This window comes from Streptomyces sp. 3-6, assembly GCF_056323165.1.
On sequence record NZ_JBWHZP010000003.1, the window covers coordinates 154,120 to 175,104 of the forward strand.

The 20,985-nt window shown below is 72.9% G+C and carries 14 protein-coding genes and 1 pseudogene; 6 read left to right on the plus strand and 9 right to left on the minus strand.

The genetic code is table 11. The features are described from left to right. Positions 1 to 417: 417 nt before the first annotated feature. From AC02VZ_RS06785 to AC02VZ_RS06800, 4 genes are all read left to right on the plus strand, one after another. Positions 418 to 1,938 (plus strand): MFS transporter, encoded by a 1,521-nt coding sequence (locus AC02VZ_RS06785; RefSeq protein WP_476474908.1) that lies wholly within the window; start codon positions 418 to 420, stop codon positions 1,936 to 1,938. Positions 1,939 to 2,602: 664 nt separating this feature from the next. After that, positions 2,603 to 3,364, plus strand: a complete 762-nt coding sequence (locus AC02VZ_RS06790) for a DeoR/GlpR family DNA-binding transcription regulator (RefSeq protein WP_476474818.1) — start codon at positions 2,603 to 2,605, stop codon at positions 3,362 to 3,364. Next, entirely contained in the window at positions 3,361 to 4,314 is a 954-nt protein-coding gene (gene pfkB / locus AC02VZ_RS06795) for a 1-phosphofructokinase (protein WP_476474819.1), read from the plus strand. Before AC02VZ_RS06790 ends, pfkB begins: the two co-directional genes overlap by 4 nt. 229 nt (positions 4,315 to 4,543) lie before the next feature. Continuing rightward, positions 4,544 to 6,799 (plus strand): PTS fructose transporter subunit IIABC, encoded by a 2,256-nt coding sequence (locus tag AC02VZ_RS06800; RefSeq protein ID WP_476474820.1) that lies wholly within the window; start codon positions 4,544 to 4,546, stop codon positions 6,797 to 6,799. Positions 6,800 to 7,842: 1,043 nt separating this feature from the next. Here the strand turns inward: AC02VZ_RS06800 and AC02VZ_RS06805 are convergent. The 3 genes and pseudogenes from AC02VZ_RS06805 to AC02VZ_RS06815 all read right to left on the minus strand — a co-directional run bounded on the left by AC02VZ_RS06805 (position 7,843) and on the right by AC02VZ_RS06815 (position 10,450). After that, entirely contained in the window at positions 7,843 to 8,589 is a 747-nt protein-coding gene (locus AC02VZ_RS06805) for a DUF6227 family protein (RefSeq protein WP_476474821.1), read from the minus strand. Positions 8,590 to 8,732: 143 nt separating this feature from the next. Continuing rightward, positions 8,733 to 9,014 (minus strand): annotated as a pseudogene (locus AC02VZ_RS06810) (hypothetical protein); the annotation flags it as partial. A 356-nt stretch (positions 9,015 to 9,370) separates the two neighbouring features. After that, positions 9,371 to 10,450, minus strand: a complete 1,080-nt coding sequence (locus AC02VZ_RS06815) for a P1 family peptidase (protein WP_476474822.1) — start codon at positions 10,448 to 10,450, stop codon at positions 9,371 to 9,373. Positions 10,451 to 10,860: 410 nt separating this feature from the next. Between AC02VZ_RS06815 and AC02VZ_RS06820 the strand changes: the two genes are divergently transcribed. Continuing rightward, the gene (locus tag AC02VZ_RS06820; RefSeq protein ID WP_432058415.1) at positions 10,861 to 11,043 is read left to right on the plus strand and encodes a hypothetical protein; all 183 of its coding nucleotides are present in this window, start codon (positions 10,861 to 10,863) and stop codon (positions 11,041 to 11,043) included. 40 nt (positions 11,044 to 11,083) lie between these two features. Here AC02VZ_RS06820 and mscL read toward each other — a convergent pair whose 3' ends face one another. From mscL to AC02VZ_RS06850, 6 genes are all read right to left on the minus strand, one after another. Continuing rightward, positions 11,084 to 11,578, minus strand: coding sequence for a large conductance mechanosensitive channel protein MscL (gene mscL / locus AC02VZ_RS06825; RefSeq protein WP_476474823.1), 495 nt, complete (start codon positions 11,576 to 11,578; stop codon positions 11,084 to 11,086). Positions 11,579 to 11,710: 132 nt separating this feature from the next. Continuing rightward, positions 11,711 to 12,361, minus strand: coding sequence for an RcpC/CpaB family pilus assembly protein (locus tag AC02VZ_RS06830; protein WP_476474824.1), 651 nt, complete (start codon positions 12,359 to 12,361; stop codon positions 11,711 to 11,713). Positions 12,362 to 12,873: 512 nt separating this feature from the next. Then, complete coding sequence (locus AC02VZ_RS06835) at positions 12,874 to 13,749, minus strand: S-methyl-5'-thioadenosine phosphorylase (RefSeq protein WP_476474825.1); 876 nt, start codon at positions 13,747 to 13,749, stop codon at positions 12,874 to 12,876. 303 nt (positions 13,750 to 14,052) lie between these two features. Next, a complete protein-coding gene (locus tag AC02VZ_RS06840; protein ID WP_476474826.1) occupies positions 14,053 to 14,388 on the minus strand; it encodes an FmdB family zinc ribbon protein in 336 nt (111 codons plus the stop codon). 67 nt (positions 14,389 to 14,455) lie between these two features. Continuing rightward, the gene (locus tag AC02VZ_RS06845) at positions 14,456 to 15,742 is read right to left on the minus strand and encodes an MFS transporter (protein WP_476474827.1); all 1,287 of its coding nucleotides are present in this window, start codon (positions 15,740 to 15,742) and stop codon (positions 14,456 to 14,458) included. Positions 15,743 to 16,165: 423 nt separating this feature from the next. Then, entirely contained in the window at positions 16,166 to 17,701 is a 1,536-nt protein-coding gene (locus AC02VZ_RS06850) for a potassium/proton antiporter (RefSeq protein WP_476474828.1), read from the minus strand. A gap of 253 nt (positions 17,702 to 17,954) precedes the next feature. On the opposite strand from AC02VZ_RS06850, the gene AC02VZ_RS06855 reads away from it, so the two are divergent. Beyond that, the gene (locus AC02VZ_RS06855) at positions 17,955 to 20,855 is read left to right on the plus strand and encodes a penicillin acylase family protein (RefSeq protein ID WP_476474829.1); all 2,901 of its coding nucleotides are present in this window, start codon (positions 17,955 to 17,957) and stop codon (positions 20,853 to 20,855) included. Positions 20,856 to 20,985 lie beyond the last annotated feature (130 nt).

The window sequence follows — 20,985 nt, forward strand, 5'->3', positions numbered from 1 at the left end:
TCCACCTCCGGCACCGATCCGGGCGCCGACTCCGGCCCCGCTTCGGACCCCACCTCCCGCTCCCGCAACGGCTCCCGCTCCCGCAATGGCTCCCGATCCGGCAACGGCTCCCGCTCCCGCAATGGCTCCCGATCCGGCTCCGCCAGTGACTCTGCCCATGACCCCGGCAAGGACGCCGGCAAGGACGTCGGCAAGGACGTCGGTAATGGGTCGGGCAGGCGCCCGGGCGACGCCACGGGCACCCGGCGGCCGGACGCGGTGCACCGCGGCCCCGGCCCCGGCCGCAGCCCGGGCCCGTCGGCTCCAGAACCGTCCCCGGTACCCGCGCCGGCCGTCGCGTCACCCGCGGACCCGGCGGTGGCCACCCCGGCCCCCGCTTCCGGCGACCGGCGGCGCTGGTTCGCGCTGGCGATCGTGATGACCGCCGCCTTCATGGACCTCGTGGACGTCACCATCGTCAACATCGCCATCCCGACCATCCAGCGGGACGAGGGCGCCACCTTCAGCCAGATCCAGTGGATCACCGCGGGCTACGCGCTCGCCTTCGCCGCCGGCCTGATCACCGGTGGGCGGCTGGGCGACATCCACGGCCGCAAGCGGGTCTTCCTCCTCGGCGTCGGCGGTTTCACCGTCGCCTCGGCCCTGTGCGGGTTCGCCGTGAACCCGGACATGCTGGTCGCCTCCCGCATCCTGCAGGGCGCGACGGCGGCGATGATGGTGCCGCAGGTGCTGGCGATCGTGCACGCCACCTTCCCAGCACACGAACGCGGCAAGGTCTTCGGGCTGTTCGGCGCGATCGTGGGCCTCGGCGCGGTGTCCGGGCCCCTGCTCGGCGCGCTGCTCACCGAGTGGAACCTGTTCGGTCTCGAGTGGCGGCCGATCTTCCTGATCAACCTGCCCGTCGGCATCGCGGCACTGCTGCTCGGCAGCCGCTACATCACCGAGTCGAAGGCCCCGCGGGCCCTGAAACTGGACCTCGTGGGCGTCGGACTGGTGACGCTGGGCCTGTTGATGCTGCTCTACCCGCTCACCCGCGGTCGCGAACTGGGCTGGCCGCTGTGGGGGTACCTGTCGATGGCGGGCGCGCCGGTGGTGCTGGCCCTGCTGGTGGCGTACGAGCGGGGCAAGGGGGCGCGGGACGGTTCCCCGCTGATCGAGGTGTCCCTGTTCCGGGTCAGGAGTTTCGCCGCGGGCATCGCCGTCCAGACGGTGTTCGGCGTCGGCCTCGGGGTCTTCTTCCTGGTGTGGACGCTCTACATGCAGGTCGGGCTGGGCTGGAGCGTCCTGCGGGCGGGCCTGACCGGGGTGCCGTTCTCCATCGCCGTCTCGGTGGCGGCCGGGATGTCGGTGCAGCTGCTGGTGCCGCGCTTCGGGCGGAAGGTGCTCCAGGCGGGAGCGCTGGTGATGGCCGCCGGTGTGCTGCTCTACCTCTGGGAGTCCGCGCGCTACGGCCTGGGCATCTCCCCCTGGCAGATGGCGCTGCCGCTGGTCGTCATGGGCGTCGGCATGGGGCTGATCGTCGCTCCGTTGACGGACGCGGTGCTCTCGGAGGTGCCGCACGCCCACGCGGGATCGGCGTCCGGCCTGATCAACACGGTGCAGCAGATGGGCAATGCGCTCGGCCTCGGCCTGGTCTCGGTGGTCTTCTTCGGCGTGATCGACGAACCACTCGCGCCTGCCGAGGTCGGGCCCGCCTTCGTCGACGGGTTCGAGTACGCCCTGGGCTGGGTGGCCGCCGTGCTGGGCCTGATCTTCCTGCTGATGTTCGCACTGCCCGGGCGGCCCGCCCAGCACAGAGAGGGAGCAGCGGAGAAGAGCGGGGTGCCTGCCGCCGGCGCGCCCGACTCCGGTGACGGTGGCCGTGCCGACGGGGTCGCGGTGAAGCCGGGGGCCGACGGACTGCCGACGGAGGAACGGGAGCGGGAGTACGTGTCCTGACGCAGGATCGATCCGGAGTGCGCGTCCTGACCTGAGAGGCCGGGGCGTGCCTTCGGTCCCGGGAGGCTGGAGCACGCCTCCGGCGCCGAGAGTAAGGGGCGGGCCGGAGCGGGAGAAGAGGCCGGGGGCCCGAGCGGGACGGACCGGAAGCGGGAGTGACCGGGGGCGGGAGGGATCGGGAGCAGGAGGGACCGGGGCGCACCACGAAGAGAGTCGGCCGTAGGGCCGGGCACCCAAGGGGCAGCCCGGCCCTACGGCGTCGTCCGGTCGGGACCTCGGCCGGAGCCGTGCCTGCGCCGGGCTGCCCCCTGGCCTACGTCGGGCTGGCTGCCCCCTGGGCTACGTCGGGCTGCCCCGTGGTCTGCGTCGGGCTCAGCCGGGGCCGGTGACCGACTGAACCGGGGCCGGTGACTGAGCCGGGCCGGTGCCCGATCGGCAAGCCCCCCGGCCGTCCGCCGCCGTCCTCCACCTCCCGCCTTCCGCCGTCCGGGGTCCTCCACCTCCCACCTTCCGGCGTCCGCCACCTCCCACCTTCCGGCGATCCGGGCGCCGACAGAAGTCCGTTCATGCCCGGGTGTGCCCGAAGGTGTTTACTTCCCGCACACTCGGGCTTACGCTTGAAAGCGAAACCACACGTTCGGGCACGGTTCGGAGGTGAGTGGGCATGTACGCACCGGAGCGTCAGCAGGCGATCATGCGTCTGGCCCGGGAAAGCGGCCGGGTCGACGTGGTGTCCCTGGCCGAGGAGTTCCAGGTGACCGCGGAGACGATCCGGCGGGACCTGAAGACGCTCGACCGGGCGGGTCTGGTCCGCCGGGTGCACGGCGGAGCCATCCCCGTCGGACGGCTCGACTTCGAACCGGACCTCGCCGAACGCGAGACGACCGCCGCCGACGAGAAGGACCGCATCGCCAAGGCCGCCCTGGTCGAGATCCCCGCCGACGGCACGGTCATCGTCGACGCCGGATCCACGATCGCCCGGCTCGTCGGCGCGCTTCCGGTGGAACTGTCCCTCACCGTCGTCACCCACAGCCTCCCCATCGCGGCCCGCCTCGCCGACCACCCCGGCCTTCAACTCCACCTCGTCGGCGGACGCGTACGGCACCGCACCCGCGCGGCCGTGGACGCCTGGGCTCTGCGCGCCTACGGCGAGATCCGCGCCGACGTGCTGTTCGTGGCGGCCAACGGCTTCTCTCCCGAGCACGGACTGACCACGCCGGACCTGGCCGAGGCCGCGGTGAAGCGTGCGGCCATGGCCGCCGCCCGCCGGGTGGTGCTCCTCGCCGACTCCTCCAAGCACGGACAGGAACACTTCGCCCGCTTCGGCGAACTCGGCGACGTGGACCTGTTGATCACCGACAGCGGGCTGAGCCCGGACGACGCCCTCGCGATCGAACGCGGCGGCACGGAAGTGGTACGCGCATGATCCTCACCGTCACCCCCAACCCCTCCCTGGACCGCACCTACGAGGTGCCCTCGCTCGACCGCGGCGAGGTCGTCCGGGCCACCGGCGAACGCGTGGACCCGGGGGGCAAGGGCGTCAACGTCTCCCGGGCCGTGGCCGCGGCCGGCAGGCGCACCGTGGCCGTGCTCCCACTGGGCGGGGCGCCCGGCGCCCTCGTCGCCCAACTGCTCGACGCCCAGGGCATCGAGGTCGCGCCGGTCCCCGTCGAGGGCCCCACCAGGTCCAACATCGCCCTGGCCGAGTCGGACGGCGTACTCACCAAGATCAACGCGCCCGGCCCGGAACTGAGCGCGGTGGAGCAGGAGTTGCTGCTGCGCACCGTGTACCGGCAGTCCGCGGGCGCGGACTGGATCGCCTGCTGCGGCAGCCTGCCGCGCGGCCTCGATCCCGGCTGGTACGCCGAGGTGGTCACCCGGGCGCACTCGGCCGGCGTGCGCATCGCCCTGGACACCTCCGGTCCGGCCCTGACGGCGGCGCTGAGCGGACGCCCGGACGTCGTGAAGCCCAACGCGGAGGAACTCGCGGAAGCCGTCGGCCGCCCCCTCGCCACCGTGGGCGACGCGGCCAAGGCCGCCGGCGAACTGCGGGAGATGGGCGCCCAGGCGGTGCTCGCCAGCCTCGGCGCCGACGGGCAGTTGCTGGTCGACGCGGACGGCACCTGGTTCGGCACCGCCCGCGTGGAGTCCGTCCGCAGCAACGTCGGCGCGGGCGACTCCTCGCTCGCCGGGTTCCTCATCGCCGGCGGACGCGGGCCGGAGGCCCTCGCCTCGGCCGTCGCCCACGGAGCGGCGGCCGTCCAGACCCCGGGCAGTGCGATGCCGGCCCCGAGCGACCTCGATCCGTCGGCCGTGACGGTCACCCCGGACATCCCGGTCGACCGTGCGTTGAAGGAGCCGGTCACATGTACATGACGCACCTCGACCTGCCGGTCCGGCCCATTCGACCTGTCCGGGCGTCCGTCCGGTCCGTCCTGCCGTTCGTCCGGTCCGTCCAGCCCGTCCAGCCGTCCGTCCGGCCCCTGCCGCCGGTGGCGTCCACGAGCGATCCCCGTCCCCCCGTTCTTGCCTCCCCCCACCGCATCCCCGTCCCCCTCCCCGCCCACAGCACCTCCCGGGCGATATGCGTGCGAAGGAGCCCGCGATGAGCGACATGATCACCGCGGACCTGGTCGACCTCGACCTGTCCGCCGACACCAAGGAAGCGGCGGCCCGTGCCCTCGCGGAGCGCATGGTGACCCTGGGCCGGGTGACCGACCTGGACGGCTTCCTCGCCGACGTGGCCGCCCGTGAGGCCCAGATGCCCACCGGCCTCGACGGAGGTATCGGCATCCCGCACTGCCGCAGCGCACACGTCACCGAGCCGACGCTGGCCTTCGGGCGCAGCGCCGGCGGTATCGACTTCGGTGCGGCGGACGGCCCCGCCGACCTGATCTTCCTCATCGCCGCCCCGGCGGGTGCGGACGACGACCACCTGACCATCCTGTCGTCGCTGGCCCGGCAGTTGATGAACACCGAGTTCACCACCGCCCTGCGCGAGGTCACCGACCCGGCGGGCGCGGCGGCACTCATCCGTGGCGACGCGTCCCCGGCCGCCACGGCCCCGGCAGCCGACGCCGGCTCCCCGCAGCAGGAGGGCACCGCACAGCCCGGCGGAACCCCAGGAACCACCCACTCCGTGGCGGCACCGGCGGCGGCCTCCGCCGGTGCCGCCACGGGCAGCGACCAGGACCCGAAGGGCACCACCGGCCCGGCCGAGGGAACCGACGCCGCCACCACGACACCCACCGGCCCCACCGGTACGGCATCCGCCGGTGCCGACGCCGACGCCGACGCCGACGCAGGGGCCGTTGCCGGGACCGCCGCCGGCGGTGACGCCGGGGCGTCCCGGCGGCGACCCTTCCGGATCGTCGCCGTCACGTCCTGCCCCACCGGTATCGCCCACACCTACATGGCCGCCGAGTCCCTGGAGAACGCGGGCCGCGAGGCGGGCGTGGAGGTCACCGTCGAGACCCAGGGGTCGGCGGGCTTCACCCGGCTCGACCCGGCGGTCATCGAGGCGGCCGACGGCGTGATCTTCGCCCACGACGTCCCCGTCCGGGAGAAGGAACGCTTCGCCGGCAAGCCCACCGTCGACACCGGGGTCAAGGCGGGCATCAACCGCCCCGCCGAACTGATCACCGAGGTCCGGGAGAAGGCCGAGCGCGGAGAGGTCACAGCCCCCGCGGCGGGCGGCGGCACGCCCGTCGAACGCGGCGCCGCATCGGGTGACGGCTACGGCACCAAGCTGCGCAAGTGGCTGATGTCCGGCGTCAGTTACATGGTGCCCTTCGTCGCCGCGGGCGGCCTCCTCATCGCCCTCGGGTTCGCCATCGGCGGCTACGAGATCAACGAGGCGCCGTCGGTGATGGAGCACTTCCTGTGGACCGAGGCGGCGAGCTGGGGCGCGCTGCTCTTCCAGATCGGTGGCGTGGCCTTCGGCTTCCTCGTCCCCGTCCTGGCCGGTTACATCGCCTACGGCATGGCCGACCGGCCCGGCCTGGTGCCCGGCTTCGTCGGCGGCGCGATCTCCCTCACCATCAACGCCGGCTTCCTCGGCGGTCTCGCGGCCGGTCTCATCGCCGGTGCGGTGGTGATCGGCATCCAGCGGGTGCGGATCCCGGCGGCCCTGCGCGGGATCATGCCGGTGGTGGTGATCCCGCTGATCTCCTCGGCGGTGGTCGGCTTCCTGATGTTCGTGGTGATCGGCAAGCCCATCGCCGAGGCGCAGAAGGCCATGACCGACTGGCTCAACGGTCTCACCGGCACCAACGCCATCCTGCTCGGCACCCTTCTCGGTCTGATGATGTGCTTCGACCTCGGCGGTCCCGTCAACAAGGTCGCCTACACCTTCGCCACCGCCGGTATCGCGGTCGCCAGCCCCAGCGACTCCGCCATGAAGATCATGGCCGCGGTCATGGCGGCCGGCATGGTCCCGCCGCTGGCGATGGCGCTGGCCACGACGGTGCGCGGCAAGCTGTTCAACCGGACCGAGCGGGAGAACGGCAAGGCGGCCTGGGTCCTGGGCGCCTCGTTCATCTCCGAGGGTGCGATCCCGTTCGCCGCGGCCGACCCGCTGCGCGTCATCCCCGCCTCCATGGTGGGCGGTGCCGTGACGGGCGCCCTGTCCATGGCGTTCGGCGCGACCCTGCGGGCCCCGCACGGCGGCATCTTCGTGGTCCCGCTCATCGGCAACCCGCTGCTCTACCTGGTCGCCATCGCCGCGGGCGTGGTCGTCACGGCGTCCCTGGTGATCCTCCTCAAGGGCCTGCGCAAGCCGGTCACGGCAGGCGCCGACGGTGCGGGCGGCCAGGGCGAGGCCGCCTCGTCGGCCCCCGCCGGGCAGCCCGTGGCCGCCTGAACCACGCGGCGTACCGGCATGCGGCCATCCGGGTGGTCTGGGGCATTCATGCCTAGTGCGAGATAGATCACCTTCATCACGGTCCGGGGTCCCCAGCCCCGGACCGTGGTGTGTACTGGGCCGCATGCCTGAGCACGACGCGACCTTGAAGGCGGCGGGCCCGACTGCCCTGACGAGCACGAACGCCGTGAGCGGTACGACTGCCCTGAGGAGCACGACTGTCCTGTCCCTGGCGGCCGTGGCCACCGTGAGCTGCGCAGCCGGCCTGGCCACCGTCCTGTGCCGCCGCGCCCGGCACGGCCGTCGCGGACGTAGTGCCAGTAGTGCCAGCAGGGCCGGTAGTGCCGGTAACGCCCGGCGCGGCCTTTCCGCCGGAGCGGGAACGGGAGCGGGAGCGGGACAGCAGCGCACGTGGATCCCGGCAAGGCTGGGCCGCTGGGTCAAGGGCGGCAGCCCGCAGCCGCCTCACCTGCCCCCCGCCGTTGCCGGCCGCCGTGGGAAGCGGCAGCCGCTGCCGACGATTCCCCGCCAGCGGCAGACCGGTCCGCGGGCGGAGGCCGTCACCCTCAGCCCGGCGGAACGCGCCGCCTTCGCGGGCTTGGTGCGACGCCTCGCCGACGACGGCCGCTGAGCACGCCCGACCTGCCGTCGGCGGGAGCCGGGTGCACAGGGGTGGTGAGCCGGGGCTGGCGCACATGAGTGGCGAGCCGGGCGGGCGCAGGGGAGTGGCGAGGCTGGCGCACGGGAGTGGCGAGGCGGGCGGGCGCACGGGAGTGGCGAGCCAGGCGCAGGGGAGTGGCGAGCTGGGCGCGGGGGAGTGGTGAGGCGGGCTCTGCGAACGCGGCGCATGACGACGGCCCTCCCGCGGAAGGGCTCGGCAGCTTCCGTGAAGGCGTCCGTCGACCTCGCGAGACGAGAGGGGCGAGGCGGGGTCCGGGAACCCGTGGGCCGGTCCCCCGGGAGGGCGAAGCGGGCTCCGCGGGACAACTTGCCCGGCGCCACGGCATCGGCGATGCACGGGGCCCCCACGACCCTCGCCGGTTCTAGGACACCTGCGCGGCCCGGCGCTCCATCGCGTCGCGGGCGGCATCCTCGGTCACGTACACCTCGCACATGTGCCGCCCGTCGGGCGTGGCCGTGTGCTCGACCTCCCAGAGGGAGATCTCCGCGCCGTCACGCAGCAGGAACGCGTGCTCGTACAGCGCGAAACACAGGCCCGACCGGCCCGAGTACGACGGACGGCCGAACGCCTGCGTGATCTGGTGCGCGAAGGCCGTCCTCAGCAGGGCCGCCGTCCGCGCGTCCGGCCGGTCCGCGTTCTCCGCCCGGCGCAGTAAACGGCGCGCGTGGTCCGCGGAGTCGTCCGACACGTAGGCCGGCCGGGGCAGGGGCATCTCGGGAAGCTGCACCACCACCGGAAGCTCGAACTCCGGGGTGTCCGGAGGCAACGGCAAACGCGCGGTGGCGGTCCGCAACTCCTCCTCGTCCACATACACCTCGTGCTGGGGCTCCCCGTCGCGCGCCGTGTTGTGCACCAGCTCCCACAGCGTGAGCGCGGAACCGTCGGCGAGCAACCAGGTGTGGCGGTACGTCTCCCGGTGCAGGCCCGCGCTGTGGTGCGCGGAGTGCAGTGAGCCGTCATGGGCCAGCGCGAAGTCGAGCCGGGCCAACGTCTCGTCCGGCAACTCGAACGAGTTCAGGGCGCGACCGAGGAGCCGCGCGAGGTGCTCCTCCGGAGACTCGGGCGAGTCGGACGGTTCGTACGCTGCCGCCTCGTACGGAACGCTCAAGGTTTCTCCCGGCGTTGCTGCATGTCACCTTGTGGGTGCATACCGTAGCCCCTCGGTCGGACATCATGTCCGGGAACCGAGAAAACGTACGCCGGGAAAACGGGCGGGCCGCGCGAGAAATTCCTACCCGGCCCGAAAGGACGTCAAAACTTGCCGCCCGACCGGGGGCTGGGGCGACGGATCGACGGTGCGGCGCGCCGTCGGACCGCGCTGCCCGCGATCCACCTGCCCCATGCCATGTTCCAGCCGTTGAGGCCGTTGTCCGGTGCGACCGACCTGTCGGGCGAGTTCTTCACGAGCACCAAGTCACCGGGGAGGGAGTGGTCGAAGAACCACTTGCCGGGCGTGTCGCCCTGTCCGCCCCACATGTCCGCCAGCCCGACGCACCCGTGACCGGTGCCCTGCCGGCCGAACGGCCCCCTCCCCCCTCCCCCCTCCCACCCCTCCTTCTCCCACCCCGCCCCCTCACTCCGCTGGCGGCCCTCACCCCGCTGGCGGCTCTCGGCCCTCGGCTGTCGCTCGGCATGGGGCGCGCCTCCGTTGCTGACGGCAGGTCTGCGAGGGAGTTCAACTCCGCATCCTGCGGCGCCAGTCGGTCATGCGTCAGTCGGTCACCGCGCTGCCCCCGTCACGTCTCCCCGAGCCCTGCCCCGCCAGTGCAGGTAGCGGCCGGGGCGGGGGACGCCGGGCGACTGTGCACGTCGGCGGACTCGGCGCGCAGCGGTGGCCGATGCCGGCTGTGCGGAGGGGGAGGCGGCGGCCATGAGGCCCCGGAAGCCCTTCACCTCCCGTCGGGACCACCACCGCCCTTGCCCTCATCGCCGTCCTCTCCCCTCCCCCTTCCGTACAACTCCCCGTACGACGGCCACGCGCCGCCCGGGCCGTCCACGGACTCGGCCTGGTGGACCGCTCGCACGATGGCGCGGGTGACCGTGTCCGCGCCCGCCGCCAGGAGGTCGTTGAGCGCCAGGGGGTCGGCGGGGTCGAGCTGGCGTGCACCCGTGGCCAGGGTGAACACCGTGTCGCCGTCGCTGAGCAGGTGGACCGGCCGCACGGCGCGGGCGATGCCGTCGTGGGACGTGCCGGCCAGCTTCTGGGCCTGCGCCTTGGTCAGGGCCGCGTCGGTGGCCACGACGGCCAGCGTCGTGTTGAGCGGGGGAGGAGCACTGCGCTCGACCAGCTCCTCGAGCCGCCGGAGTGCGGCTCGGTGGACCTCGGCGTCCGGGTAGCGCACCCGCCCGGCGAACAACTCCCCGTACAGCACCCCCGTTTCCGGATCGACCACCGACCCCGCCGCGTTGGCGACCACCAGGGCCGCGACGGTGACACCGGACTCCAGGACCGTCGAGGCGGTACCGATCCCGCCCTTCAGCTGCCCGACCACCGCGCCCGTACCCGCGCCCACGCACCCCTGCGGAACCGGGGCCCCGGGCTCGGTCGCGGACGCGGCCTCGACCGCGGCGCGTCCCGTGGCCGCGTCCGGGCGGGCCCGGAAGTCGCCGCCCCGGCCCAGGTCGAACACGCACGCCGCCGGCACGACCGGCACGACATGCGCGGGGTCGGGCCCCACACGCACCCCGCGTCCGCGTTCCTCCAGCCAGGCCATCACCCCGGACGCCGCGTCGAGCCCGTAGGCGCTGCCCCCGGTCAGGACGACGGCCTGTACCTTCTGCACGAGGTTGCGCGGGTCGAGGGCGTCGGTCTCCTTGGTCCCGGGGCCGCCACCGCGCACGTCCACGGCGGCCACTGCCCCGTCCTCCGGTGCGAGGACGACCGTGGCTCCGGTGAGTGCGCCGTTGCCGGTGTGCGTGGCGTGCCCGACGCGCAGGCCGGTCACATCCGTCAGAGCGTCAACTGTCATTCCGCCAGTCTGGAGCAGCGGCCCCGCCCGGCCCTGCGGCTCACCCGCACCGCGCGTCGATCCCCCCACCGAGCTTCAAGCACCCACACTGCGCGTCGATCACCCGCGCCGCGTGCAGGCTTGCGCGTATCTCCTGGCGGCTCACTCGCATCTGGTGCCGGCTCCGACCCACCATCGCCGTGCACGTCGGCTCCGACCCGCTGCCGCTGTGCACGTCGGCTTTGAGGCACCGCCCGCAGTGCGTGTCGGCTCGGGCCTCCGGCGTCCACTCGGCCGGGCCCTGCCCGGCCCGGTGCCCGCGGGGGTCGGGTCCGGGTGAACGAAGGCGGGGCAGCCCGGGGCCGGGCGGTGGCGGAGGGGCGCAGCACAGGAGGGGCGGGCGCGGACGACCGCGGTCGTACCCTGGACGTATGAGCACTGCCCGCACCCCCGACGCCGAACCGAGCGAGTCGAAGCCCGCGCTGGTCTTCGACGACCCGTTGGACCAGCAGTCCTCCGACGACACGGACCGCGGGTGGGGAGAGCGGCCGTCCGGTGACAGCGCGGCGGACCTGAAGCGCTTCCTCGACGAGAAGCCGCCCCACCACATCTGACCCGATCCCCCGGCTCCGGCGCGCCTTTCGGCGCGTGTGCTCAGCGTTCGCCGGTACCCGAGCCCGGGGCCGAGCCTGGGGCCGAACCCCGCTGCGACACCAGGGCGTCGCGGATCTCCTTCAGGACCTCCAGCTCGGAGACCTCCAGCACTTCCTGCGTGCCCTCCTTGGCCTTCCTGCGGGCCTCGACGCGGGCCAGGTACTTGGCCATGGGCAGCACCATCAGGAAGTAGACCACCGCCGCCGTGATCACGAACTGCAAGGTGGCCCCGAGGACCGAGCCCCACAGGATCCTGACACCCGTCGCGGCGTCGCCGCTCCCCTCGCAGGGGCCCTTCAGGCACGAGCTGTAGCTGTCCAGGTTCTGTGTGCCGAACGCTCCGACGAGCGGGTTGATGACACCTTTCACGACCGCGTTGACGATGTTCGTGAAGGCGGCGCCGATCACCACGGCAACGGCCAGGTCGACGACGTTGCCGCGCATCAGGAAGGCCTTGAAGCCCTGCCAGATGCTGGTGTCCTTCTGCTCGCTCAACTCGGTGCCTCTTCTCGCGTACGCGGTGGGAACAAAACGCTCCGCAACCTACGTCAACGCCGTGTCGGCCTGTCCAATCGGGTCGCTCGTACGAGGGATCCGAAACGGACGCGGTGCTCGAAAAGGCACTGTTCAGCACAGAGTCACCGCCAGCCGTGCGGTGGCGCTCGCGCCGACGAGTTCGGCTGCCGTGGCGCGCGGCACCGAGAGCACCACGAGGGCCCCGCCGTGCATCCCGTCGCCCACCACGGCCTCGTCGGCGGGGGTGGGCCCGCCCGTCCTGACGCCCGCGTCGCCGGCGTCGTCCGGAGGGCCGGGTACGTCCGTGACGCGCGCCCCACGTGCGATCACACGGGCCGCGCCGCCGGTCGCACCGCCGGTGGCGCGTTCGTCGGCCGCGATCACGTCGACCCGGTCGCCCGGCCGCAGCAGACGTACCGTCGCGGCGTCGGCGATCCGCACGGGCGCCGTCACGTACGTCCCCGCGCCGCGTGTGCGCACCGCGTCCCGGGCCTTCGCCGCGGCGGCCGGGCGGGCGGCGTCCGAGGCGTCCGAGTGGCCCCGGGACCGGTCGGTCTCCCGCGGCCCGGCGGCCACGAGCGCGGCAGCCGTGACGGCGAGGCCCGCCGCCACGGCCCTCCGGCGGTGCGCGGTGAGCCTGCTCGCGTGGAGCAGTCCGGCTCGCACGCGCACCGGGGCGAAGTGCGGCACCTGGCACGTCGGCGGTACCTCGGCACTGGTCGGCCCGTCGAGGCCGCGGGCCTGCCCGAAGGGGGCGCCCACACCCGGAGGCGCTGGCGCGGGAACGGCAGTCGGTCCGGAGGGGCCGGAAGGAGCGGCAGGAGAACCGGGAGGAGCGGGACGAGGGCGGGGCCTGGATACGGGCGGGCCGGAAGGGGGGTAAGGGCCGGCGGGAGAGGACGTGGCGAACAAGGAACTGGACGGGGACGCGGACAGGGACGGGGACGGGGGACGGGGCGGGGACGCGGACAGGGGCGAGGACGGGGGACGACGGTTCGACACGGACGACCACACGGACGACGACACGGGACCACCACCTGTGACGAGGGATCGGCTGGCTTGCGATCCCCACGATGGCGTCTGTCGCCGAAGCTCGCCGGGGCCTGTGGACGGGCAGGGCCCTGTGGAAAAGTCCGTCACCCGAAGGAGAGCCTCCGCCCCGCACGGGCCGTCACCGCGCTGTAGCGCACCGCCCCGCGCAAGACCCACCACCCCGAGCCGAGGCGCACCCCTCCGCGCACCAGGCCCGCCCATTCCCACCCCCACTCCCCGCCCTACGGCAAAGCGATCCCGGGGTCCATCCCACCGAGCGCGGAGGCGCAGCGGCACTCGCGTTCGTCCGCCGCCGGGAGCGCTGCCACGGTGTCGAAGAGCACGCCCCGCAACCGGTCCACGTTGGCCGCGAACACCCGAAGGACCTCGTCGTGGGAGACGCCCTCACCGGTCTCGGCGCCGGCGTCGAGGTCGGTGACGAGGGTCAGGGAGGTGTAGCAGAGCTCCAGCTCGCGGGCGAGGGCCGCCTCGGGGTGACCGGTCATGCCCACCACGGACCAGCCCTGCGCCTGGTGCCACAGCGACTCCGCGCGGGTGGAGAAGCGCGGCCCCTCCACGACCACCAGTGTTCCGCCGTCCACCGGCGCCCAGTCCCGCCCGTGGGCCGACTTCAGGGCAGCGGCCCGGCCGGTGGGGCAGTAGGGGTCGGCCAGCGACACGTGCACCACGTTCGGGACGGTCCCGTCGGGGAGCGGAAGCCCGTCGAAGTAGGTGCCCACGCGGGACTTCGTCCGGTCGACGAGCTGGTCCGGGACCAGCAGCGTGCCCGGTCCGTACTCGGGGCGCAGGCCGCCCACCGCGCAGGGGCCGAGCACCTGGCGCACGCCCACGGAACGCAGCGCCCACAGGTTGGCCCGGTAGTTGATGCGGTGGGGCGGCAGGTGGTGCCCGCGTCCGTGACGGGGGAGGAACGCGACCCGTCGGCCGGCGACCTCACCGAGGAAGAGGGAGTCGCTGGGCGCCCCGTAGGGGGTGTCGACCTCGATCTCGGTCACGTCGTCGAGGAAGGAGTAGAAACCGGAGCCGCCGATCACGCCGATGTCCGCCGTGGCGGCCGGTGCGGTGGCCGGCCGAGGAGCGTTCGCCTTGTTCACCATGGCCCGCACCCTAACGGCCCACCGGCCCCCCGAACCGGCCCACCAGCCCTACGAACCGCCCCTCCGGGCGGCCCCGCCGAACGGACCCACCGGACCGCCCCCCGCACCGGCTGCCCCGACCGCGCCCCCCGAGCCGGCCCACCTCCAGGCACCCAGCCCTCACCTCGACCACCTGGCCGCGCCTGCACTCGACGCCCACCCCGCCCCACCCCGCTCCCCACACCGAAACCCCGCCGCCCAAGAACGCCGAAACCCCGCCGCCCAAGGGCGACGGGGTCAGTGGCAGGTGAGCCGGAGCGGGCGCTACGCGGCGGTCGTGCTCGTCGAGCTGCCGGAGCCGGACGACGAGCTCGCGCCCGAGCCGGACGTCGCGGAGGACGAGGAGGAAGACGACGAGGACGAGTTGGACGACGACGAGTCGGACGACGACGACTTCGACGCCGGCGAGCTGCTCGACGAGGAGCCGCGGCTGTCGTTGCGGTAGAAGCCGGAGCCCTTGAAGACGATGCCCACCGCGGAGAACACCTTCTTCAGGCGGCCCTGGCAGTTCGGGCACTCGGTGAGAGCGTCATCGGTGAACTTCTGCACCGCCTCGAGGCCCTCGCCGCACTCGGTGCACTGGTACTGGTAGGTCGGCACTGTCTTCCTCCTGGCACTCTCACTCGATGAGTGCTAACGACGGTCCATAGTGACGTATTCCGTGGGATCAGTCCACTGCGACGGGCGCGCGGTGACCCACGCCACGTGCGACGGTGCGTCCGCGCGGGGGCGGGACCAGCCGTGACCGCAGGGCCAGAAGGGTGATCAGGGCGAGCAGCGTGCCCCCCATCGGCACCAGGAACCCGGCGCCGTCCCACAGCCGGTCCTCCAGCTGACCGGCGACGGTCACCGCGGCGGCCTGACCGAGGGCGACGGCACCGGTGAGCCAGGTGAAGGCCTCGGTGCGGGCACCCGCCGGGACGAGATCGTCCACCAGGGTGTAACCGGTGATCAGGGAGGGCGCGATGGACATGCCGACCAGGAGGCCGAGCGCGGCCAGCAGCAGCGCCGAGTGGGCGGTCCACAGGGCGGACGCGGTCAGGGCGAGCGCCGTGTAGCCGATCAGGAGCCGGCGCTGGGGCGCGGTCTTCCAGGCGATGGCCCCGCAGGCGATGCCGGCGAGCATGTTGCCCGCGGCGAAGACGCCGTAGAGGACGCCGTTGAGGGCGGGCCGGTCGATGGACTCGGAGAACGCGGCCAGCGACACCTGCATGCCGCCGAACACGGAACCGATGCCGACGAACATCACGATCAGCACTCGCACGCCGGGCACGGTCAGCGCGGACGCGTGCTTCACCCGCGTGCGCCGGTCGGCGGCGACCTCCGGCTGGGTGCCCTTCTGGGCGGCGAACAGCAGGCCGCCGACCAGGGTGAGAGTCGCCTCGGCGAGCAGTCCGGCGGCCGGGTCGACGGTCGTGCACAGGGCGGTGGCCAGCAGGGGGCCGACGACGAAGGTGAACTCGTCGGTGACCGACTCGAAAGCCGCCGCCGTGTTCATCAGCGGGGAGTCTTTGAGCTTCACGCCCCACCGGGCCCGGACCATGGGCCCGACCTGCGGCACCGAGGCGCCCGTGGGCACCGCGGCGGCGAACAGCGCCCACAGCGGGGCGTCGGCCAGGGCCAGGGCGGTCAGGGTCACCCCGGACAGGGTGTGCGCCAGCACCCCGGGGACGAGGACGGCGCGCTGCCCGTACCGGTCGGCGAGCCGTCCGCTGTAGGGGGCGAAGAGAGCCATCGACACGCCGGTGACGGCGGCGACGGCACCGGCCGCTCCGTAGGAGCCGGTGGTGTGCTGCACCAGCAGCACGATGGAGAGGGTGAGCATGGCGAACGGCTGGCGGGCCGCGAAACCGGGGACCAGGAAGGTCCAGGCACCGCGGGTGCGCAGCAGTTGGCCGTATCCCGGGCGGGAGGTGGCCGCCGACTTCTCCGACGAGGTGACCGTGGATGCCACGGCCCGTGCCTTTCTGCCGCCTGGTAGCGCAGGCCCGACAGGGGGCGCGCCGAGAGCTGTCCTCTTGCGCTGACTGCGGTAGATACCGGTGCCACAGCTCAGGGCGTGCCGGCCGCCATACGGTCGCGCCAGCTCTGCATCAGGCAGAGTTGGTTCGATCTGGGGTCTCGCCTGCATGGTACAGGCTGACGAGGGTGCGATGCCTGTGAAAAGGAGCACCACCAGGCGGTATGCCTGTGAATACCGAGGCGGCCGTCCCTGCCCGCCACCCCGTCACCCCTCGGCCACCGGCCACCGGCCGTCACCCCCGCCCGTCCCCCGTCACCCCCGCCCGTCCCCCGTCACCCCCGCCCGTCCCCCGTCACCCCCACCGCCCCGTCACCCCGCCACAACGCCCCCCGCCACCCCGCCCCCGTCGCCCCGTCACCCCACCACCCGCGAACCGTCCGTCCCCAGCCAGCCGGCCAGCTTGCCGCCGCGGCCGATCGCCCGGAGCCGGCGTTCGGCGGCGTCGCGCACCGGGTCGGTGGCGACGACGAGGAGTTCGTCGCCGCGTCGCAGCACGGTCGCCGGCAGGGGCACGAACGACGTGCCGTCGCGGACGACCAGGGTGACGGCGGAACCGGCCGGCAGGCGCAGTTCCGCCACCTCGACGCCGTGCATCCGTGACCCCTCCGGGATCGTGAAGGACAACAGGTGGCCGCGGAGCCGCTCCAGGGGTGCCGACTCGATGCCGAGGTCGGCGGCCTCCGGGCCGCTGCCCAGGCGCAGCCGGCCGGCCAGCCACGGCAGGGTCGGCCCCTGGACCAGGGTGTAGACGACGACCAGGACGAAGACGATGTTGAAGATGCGGCGGCTGCCGTCGACCTCCTGCACCATCGGGATGGTGGCCAGGATGATGGGCACCGCCCCGCGCAGTCCCGCCCACGACATCAGGGTCTGTTCCTGCCAGGGCACCCGGAAGGGCAGCAGGCACAGCACCACGCTCAGCGGCCGGGCCACCATCGTCAGGGCCAGCCCGATGAGCAGGGCGGGCACGATGTCGTCGCCCATCTCGTGCGGCGAGACGAGCAGGCCCAGCAGCACGAACATGCCGATCTGGGCGATCCAGCCGAGCCCCTCGGCGAAGCCGCGGGTGGCGGGCCAGTGCGGCAGGCCCGAGTTGCCCAGCACCATCGAGGCCAGGTAGACGGCGAGGAAGCCGCTGCCGTGGGCGAGGGCGCCGGTGGCGTAGGCGGCGACGGCGATGGCCATGACGGCGATCGGGTAGAGCCCGGAGGCGGGGAGGGCGACGTGGCGCAGGCCCCAGGAGCCGAGCCAGCCCACGGCGAGCCCGATGGCGGCGCCGATGGCCAGCTCCAGCGCTATCTCGCCGATCAGGACGTACCAGTGCTCGACCGGTCCGGACGTGGAGAAGGCGACGACGAGGATGACCACGGGGGCGTCGTTGAAGCCGGACTCGGCCTCCAGGGTGCCCGTCACCCGGCGGGGGAGGGGGATCCTGCGCAGCACCGAGAACACGGCCGCCGCGTCCGTCGAGGACACCACCGCCCCGATGATCAGTGCCTGCCGCCACTCCAGCCCGACCAGGAAGTGCGCGGCCGTCGCGGTGACCCCCACGCTCACCGCGACGCCCGCCAGCGCGAGCGCGGTGGCGGCGGGCAGCGCGGGTCTGCACTCCGACCACTTCGTGCTCAGGCCGCCCTCGGCCAGGATCACGACCAGGGCCGCGTACCCGATGACCTGCGTCAGCTCGGCGTTGTCGAACCGGATGCCGCCGAGGCCGTCCTGGCCCAGGGCGATGCCGATGCCCAGGTAGACGAGCAGGCTGGGCAGGCCGCTGCGCGAGGAGATCCGGACCGCCGCGACGGCCACGAGCAGCACGAGCGAGCAGACGAGCAACAGCTGGTTGAGGTGGTGGACAGTCAGCGGCCGATCCCTTCCGTGACGCGTGCGCACCGCGCGTGGGCCCGCCTGGGTCGCGCACCGGGACCCGGCCCGGCCCTGGCCCCGGGGCCACGGCACATCACTTCGTTACCTTACCTAAGTCTTGACGCGTTCTTGACGCCGGTCACGGCAAGATCGAACGTCCGTCCGGGCTGGTTCCCGACCTTGCGTCAAGTGGCGCGGGGCCCTGCGCCTATCGTTGCTCCAGCGCTCAGCTAAAAGCACAGCCCGACCTGCCGCTCGCGTTAGGACAGCAAGGACAGCGATGCCCACCGACACCACCGCCTCCACGGGTCAGCAGGCCGGCACGCCCGGCCGGAAGAAGGGGCGCAAACTCCGCCTCATGGCGCTCGTGCTGGTGCTGGCACTGATCGGTGGTGTCGTCTACGCGGCGTACTGGTCCATCAGCACCGTGCGCGCCTCGTTCCCGCAGACCGAGGGCACCGTCACGCTGAAGGGCCTGTCCGGCCCCGTCGACGTCAAGCGTGACGGCAACGGGATCCCGCAGATCTACGCGGACTCCGACGAGGACCTGTTCATGGCGCAGGGCTACGTCCAGGCGCAGGACCGGTTCTACGAGATGGACGTGCGCCGCCACATGACCTCCGGCCGGCTGTCGGAGATGTTCGGCGAGAGTCAGGTCGACACCGACGCCTTCCTGCGCACCCTGGGCTGGGACCGGATCGCGAAGGAGGAGTACGAGAAGAAGCTGTCCCCCGCGACGAAGAAGTACCTCGACGCGTACGCCAAGGGCGTCAACGCCTACCTCGACGGCAAGGACGGCAAGGAACTCTCCCTCGAGTACGCGGCGCTGGGCTTCACCAACGACTACAAGCCCGGGCCCTGGACGCCGGTGGACTCGGTGGCGTGGCTGAAGGCGATGGCCTGGGACCTGCGCGGGAACATGCAGGACGAGATCGACCGGGCCCTGATGACCAGCCGCCTCGGCCCGAAGCAGATCGCCGACCTGTATCCGAAGTACCCCTACAACCGGAACAAGCCGGTCATCGCGGAGGGCCAGTTCAACGAGCTCACCGGCGCCTTCGAGCAGAGCGGGACCGGCCAGGCCGGGTCCGGCCAGGGCGCGGGCGGCGACGGCACGGGCACCGGAACGGGCACGGGGTCCGGGTCGGGCCTCGGCGGCACTCCCGACGGCACAGGCACCGGCACGGGAACGGGCACCGGCACGGGCGACGGCACCGGGACGGGCACTGCGGACGGCACCGGCGTGGGCGGCGCGCAGGGAACCGGGGGCGACGGCTCGGGCCTCGAAGGTCAGCTCGCCGGCCTCCAGGACGTCCTGAAGGACCTGCCCACCGCGGTCGGCGTCAACGGCGACGGCATCGGCTCCAACTCCTGGGTGGTCCATGGCCGCCACACCGTCACCGGCAAGCCGCTGCTGGCCAACGACCCGCACCTGTCGGCCTCCCTGCCTTCCGTCTGGTACCAGATGGGCCTGCACTGCCGCAGCGTCTCCGCCACGTGCCGGTACGACGTCTCCGGCTACACCTTCGCGGGCATGCCCGGCGTGGTCATCGGCCACAACGGGGACATCGCCTGGGGCCTGACCAACTCCGGCGTCGACGTCACCGACCTCTACCTGGAGAAGATCACCGGCGAGGGCTACCAGCACGACGGCAAGGTGGTGCCCTTCGAGACCCGCGAGGAGACCATCCGGGTCGCCGGCGGGAAGGACCGGAAGATCGTCGTCCGGGAGACCGGCAACGGACCCCTGCTCTCCGACCGCTCCGACGAGCTGGTGCGGACCGGCAAGAAGGCCACCGTCGCCGCCGCCGCACCCGACCGGGGCGACGGCTACGGAGTGTCGCTGCGCTGGACCGCGCTGGACGCCGGCCGCACCATGGACGCCGTCTTCGCGATGAACCGCGCCAAGAACTGGGACGACTTCCGCGAGGCGGCCACCCTCTTCGAGGTGCCGTCGCAGAACCTCGTCTACGCCGACACCGACGGCCACATCGGCTACACCCTGCCCGGGAAGATCCCCACCCGCGCGAAGCAGCACGACGGGTCCGTCCCGGCACCCGGCTGGGACCCGGACTACAAGTGGACCGGCTGGATCGAACAGGACGCCCTGCCCTACGAGTTCGACCCCGAGCGCGGCTACATCGTCACCGCCAACCAGGCCGTCGTCGACCCCGACGCCTACCCGTACACCCTGACCACCGACTGGGGGTACGGCGCGCGCAGCCAGCGGATCAACGACCTGATCCAGCTGAAGATCAAGGACGGCGGCAAGATCTCCACGAACGACATGCGGCAGATGCAGCTGGACAACCACAGCGAGATCGCCCGCAGCCTGGTGCCCGACCTGCTCAAGATCGACACCGGGGACCCGGACGTCCGTGAGGCGCAGAAGCTGCTGGAGGGCTGGGACTACACCCAGGACGCCGACTCGGCCGCCGCGGCCTACTTCAACTCCGTGTGGCGCAACATCCTGAAGCTGGCCTTCGGGCACAAGCTGCCCAAGGAGCTGCGGGTCGAGGGCCAGTGCCTGTGGGTCGACCCGGTCAACACCACCGGTCCCGCGGACGAGGCGGAGAAGGTGCGCGAGTGCGGCCGGCGCGCGGCCGACCAGGCGCAGCCCGACGGCGGCGACCGCTGGTTCGAGGTGGTCACCACCCTCAAGAAGGACCAGGACAGTGACTGGTGGACCACCCCCGAGCGGGGCACCCGCCCGGGCGCCGACAAGAACCGGGACGACCTGTTCAAGCGGGCCATGATCGACGCCCGCTGGGAGCTGACCGCCAAGCTGGGCAAGGACATCGACAGCTGGAGCTGGGGCCGGCTGCACCGGCTGTTCCTCGAGAACCAGACGCTCGGCACCGAGGGCCCCACCTTCCTGCGCAAGGCCCTGAACCGGGGCCCGTGGAAGCTCAGCGGCGGCGAGGCCACCGTCAACGCGACCGGCTGGAACGCCGCCGGCGGCTACGGGGTGATCTGGGTCCCGTCGATGCGGATGGTGGTCAACCTCGACGACTTCGACAAGTCCCGGTGGATCAACCTCACCGGCGCCTCCGGCCACGCCTACAGCTCCCACTACGTCGACCAGACCGACAAGTGGGCCAAGGGCGAGCTGCTGCCGTGGGCGTACACGGGCAAGGCGGTCGACGAGAGGACCGAGAACACGCTGAAGCTGGAGCCCTGAGTCCGGCTCCGGCGACGCCGGGCCCCGACGCCCCCCGGGCGGCACCGGGTGACCCACTGACCGGCTGACCGGAGGAGCGGTCGCCGCGCACTCTCCGCGCGGCGACCGCTCACCCGTCTCCGGGCCGGCC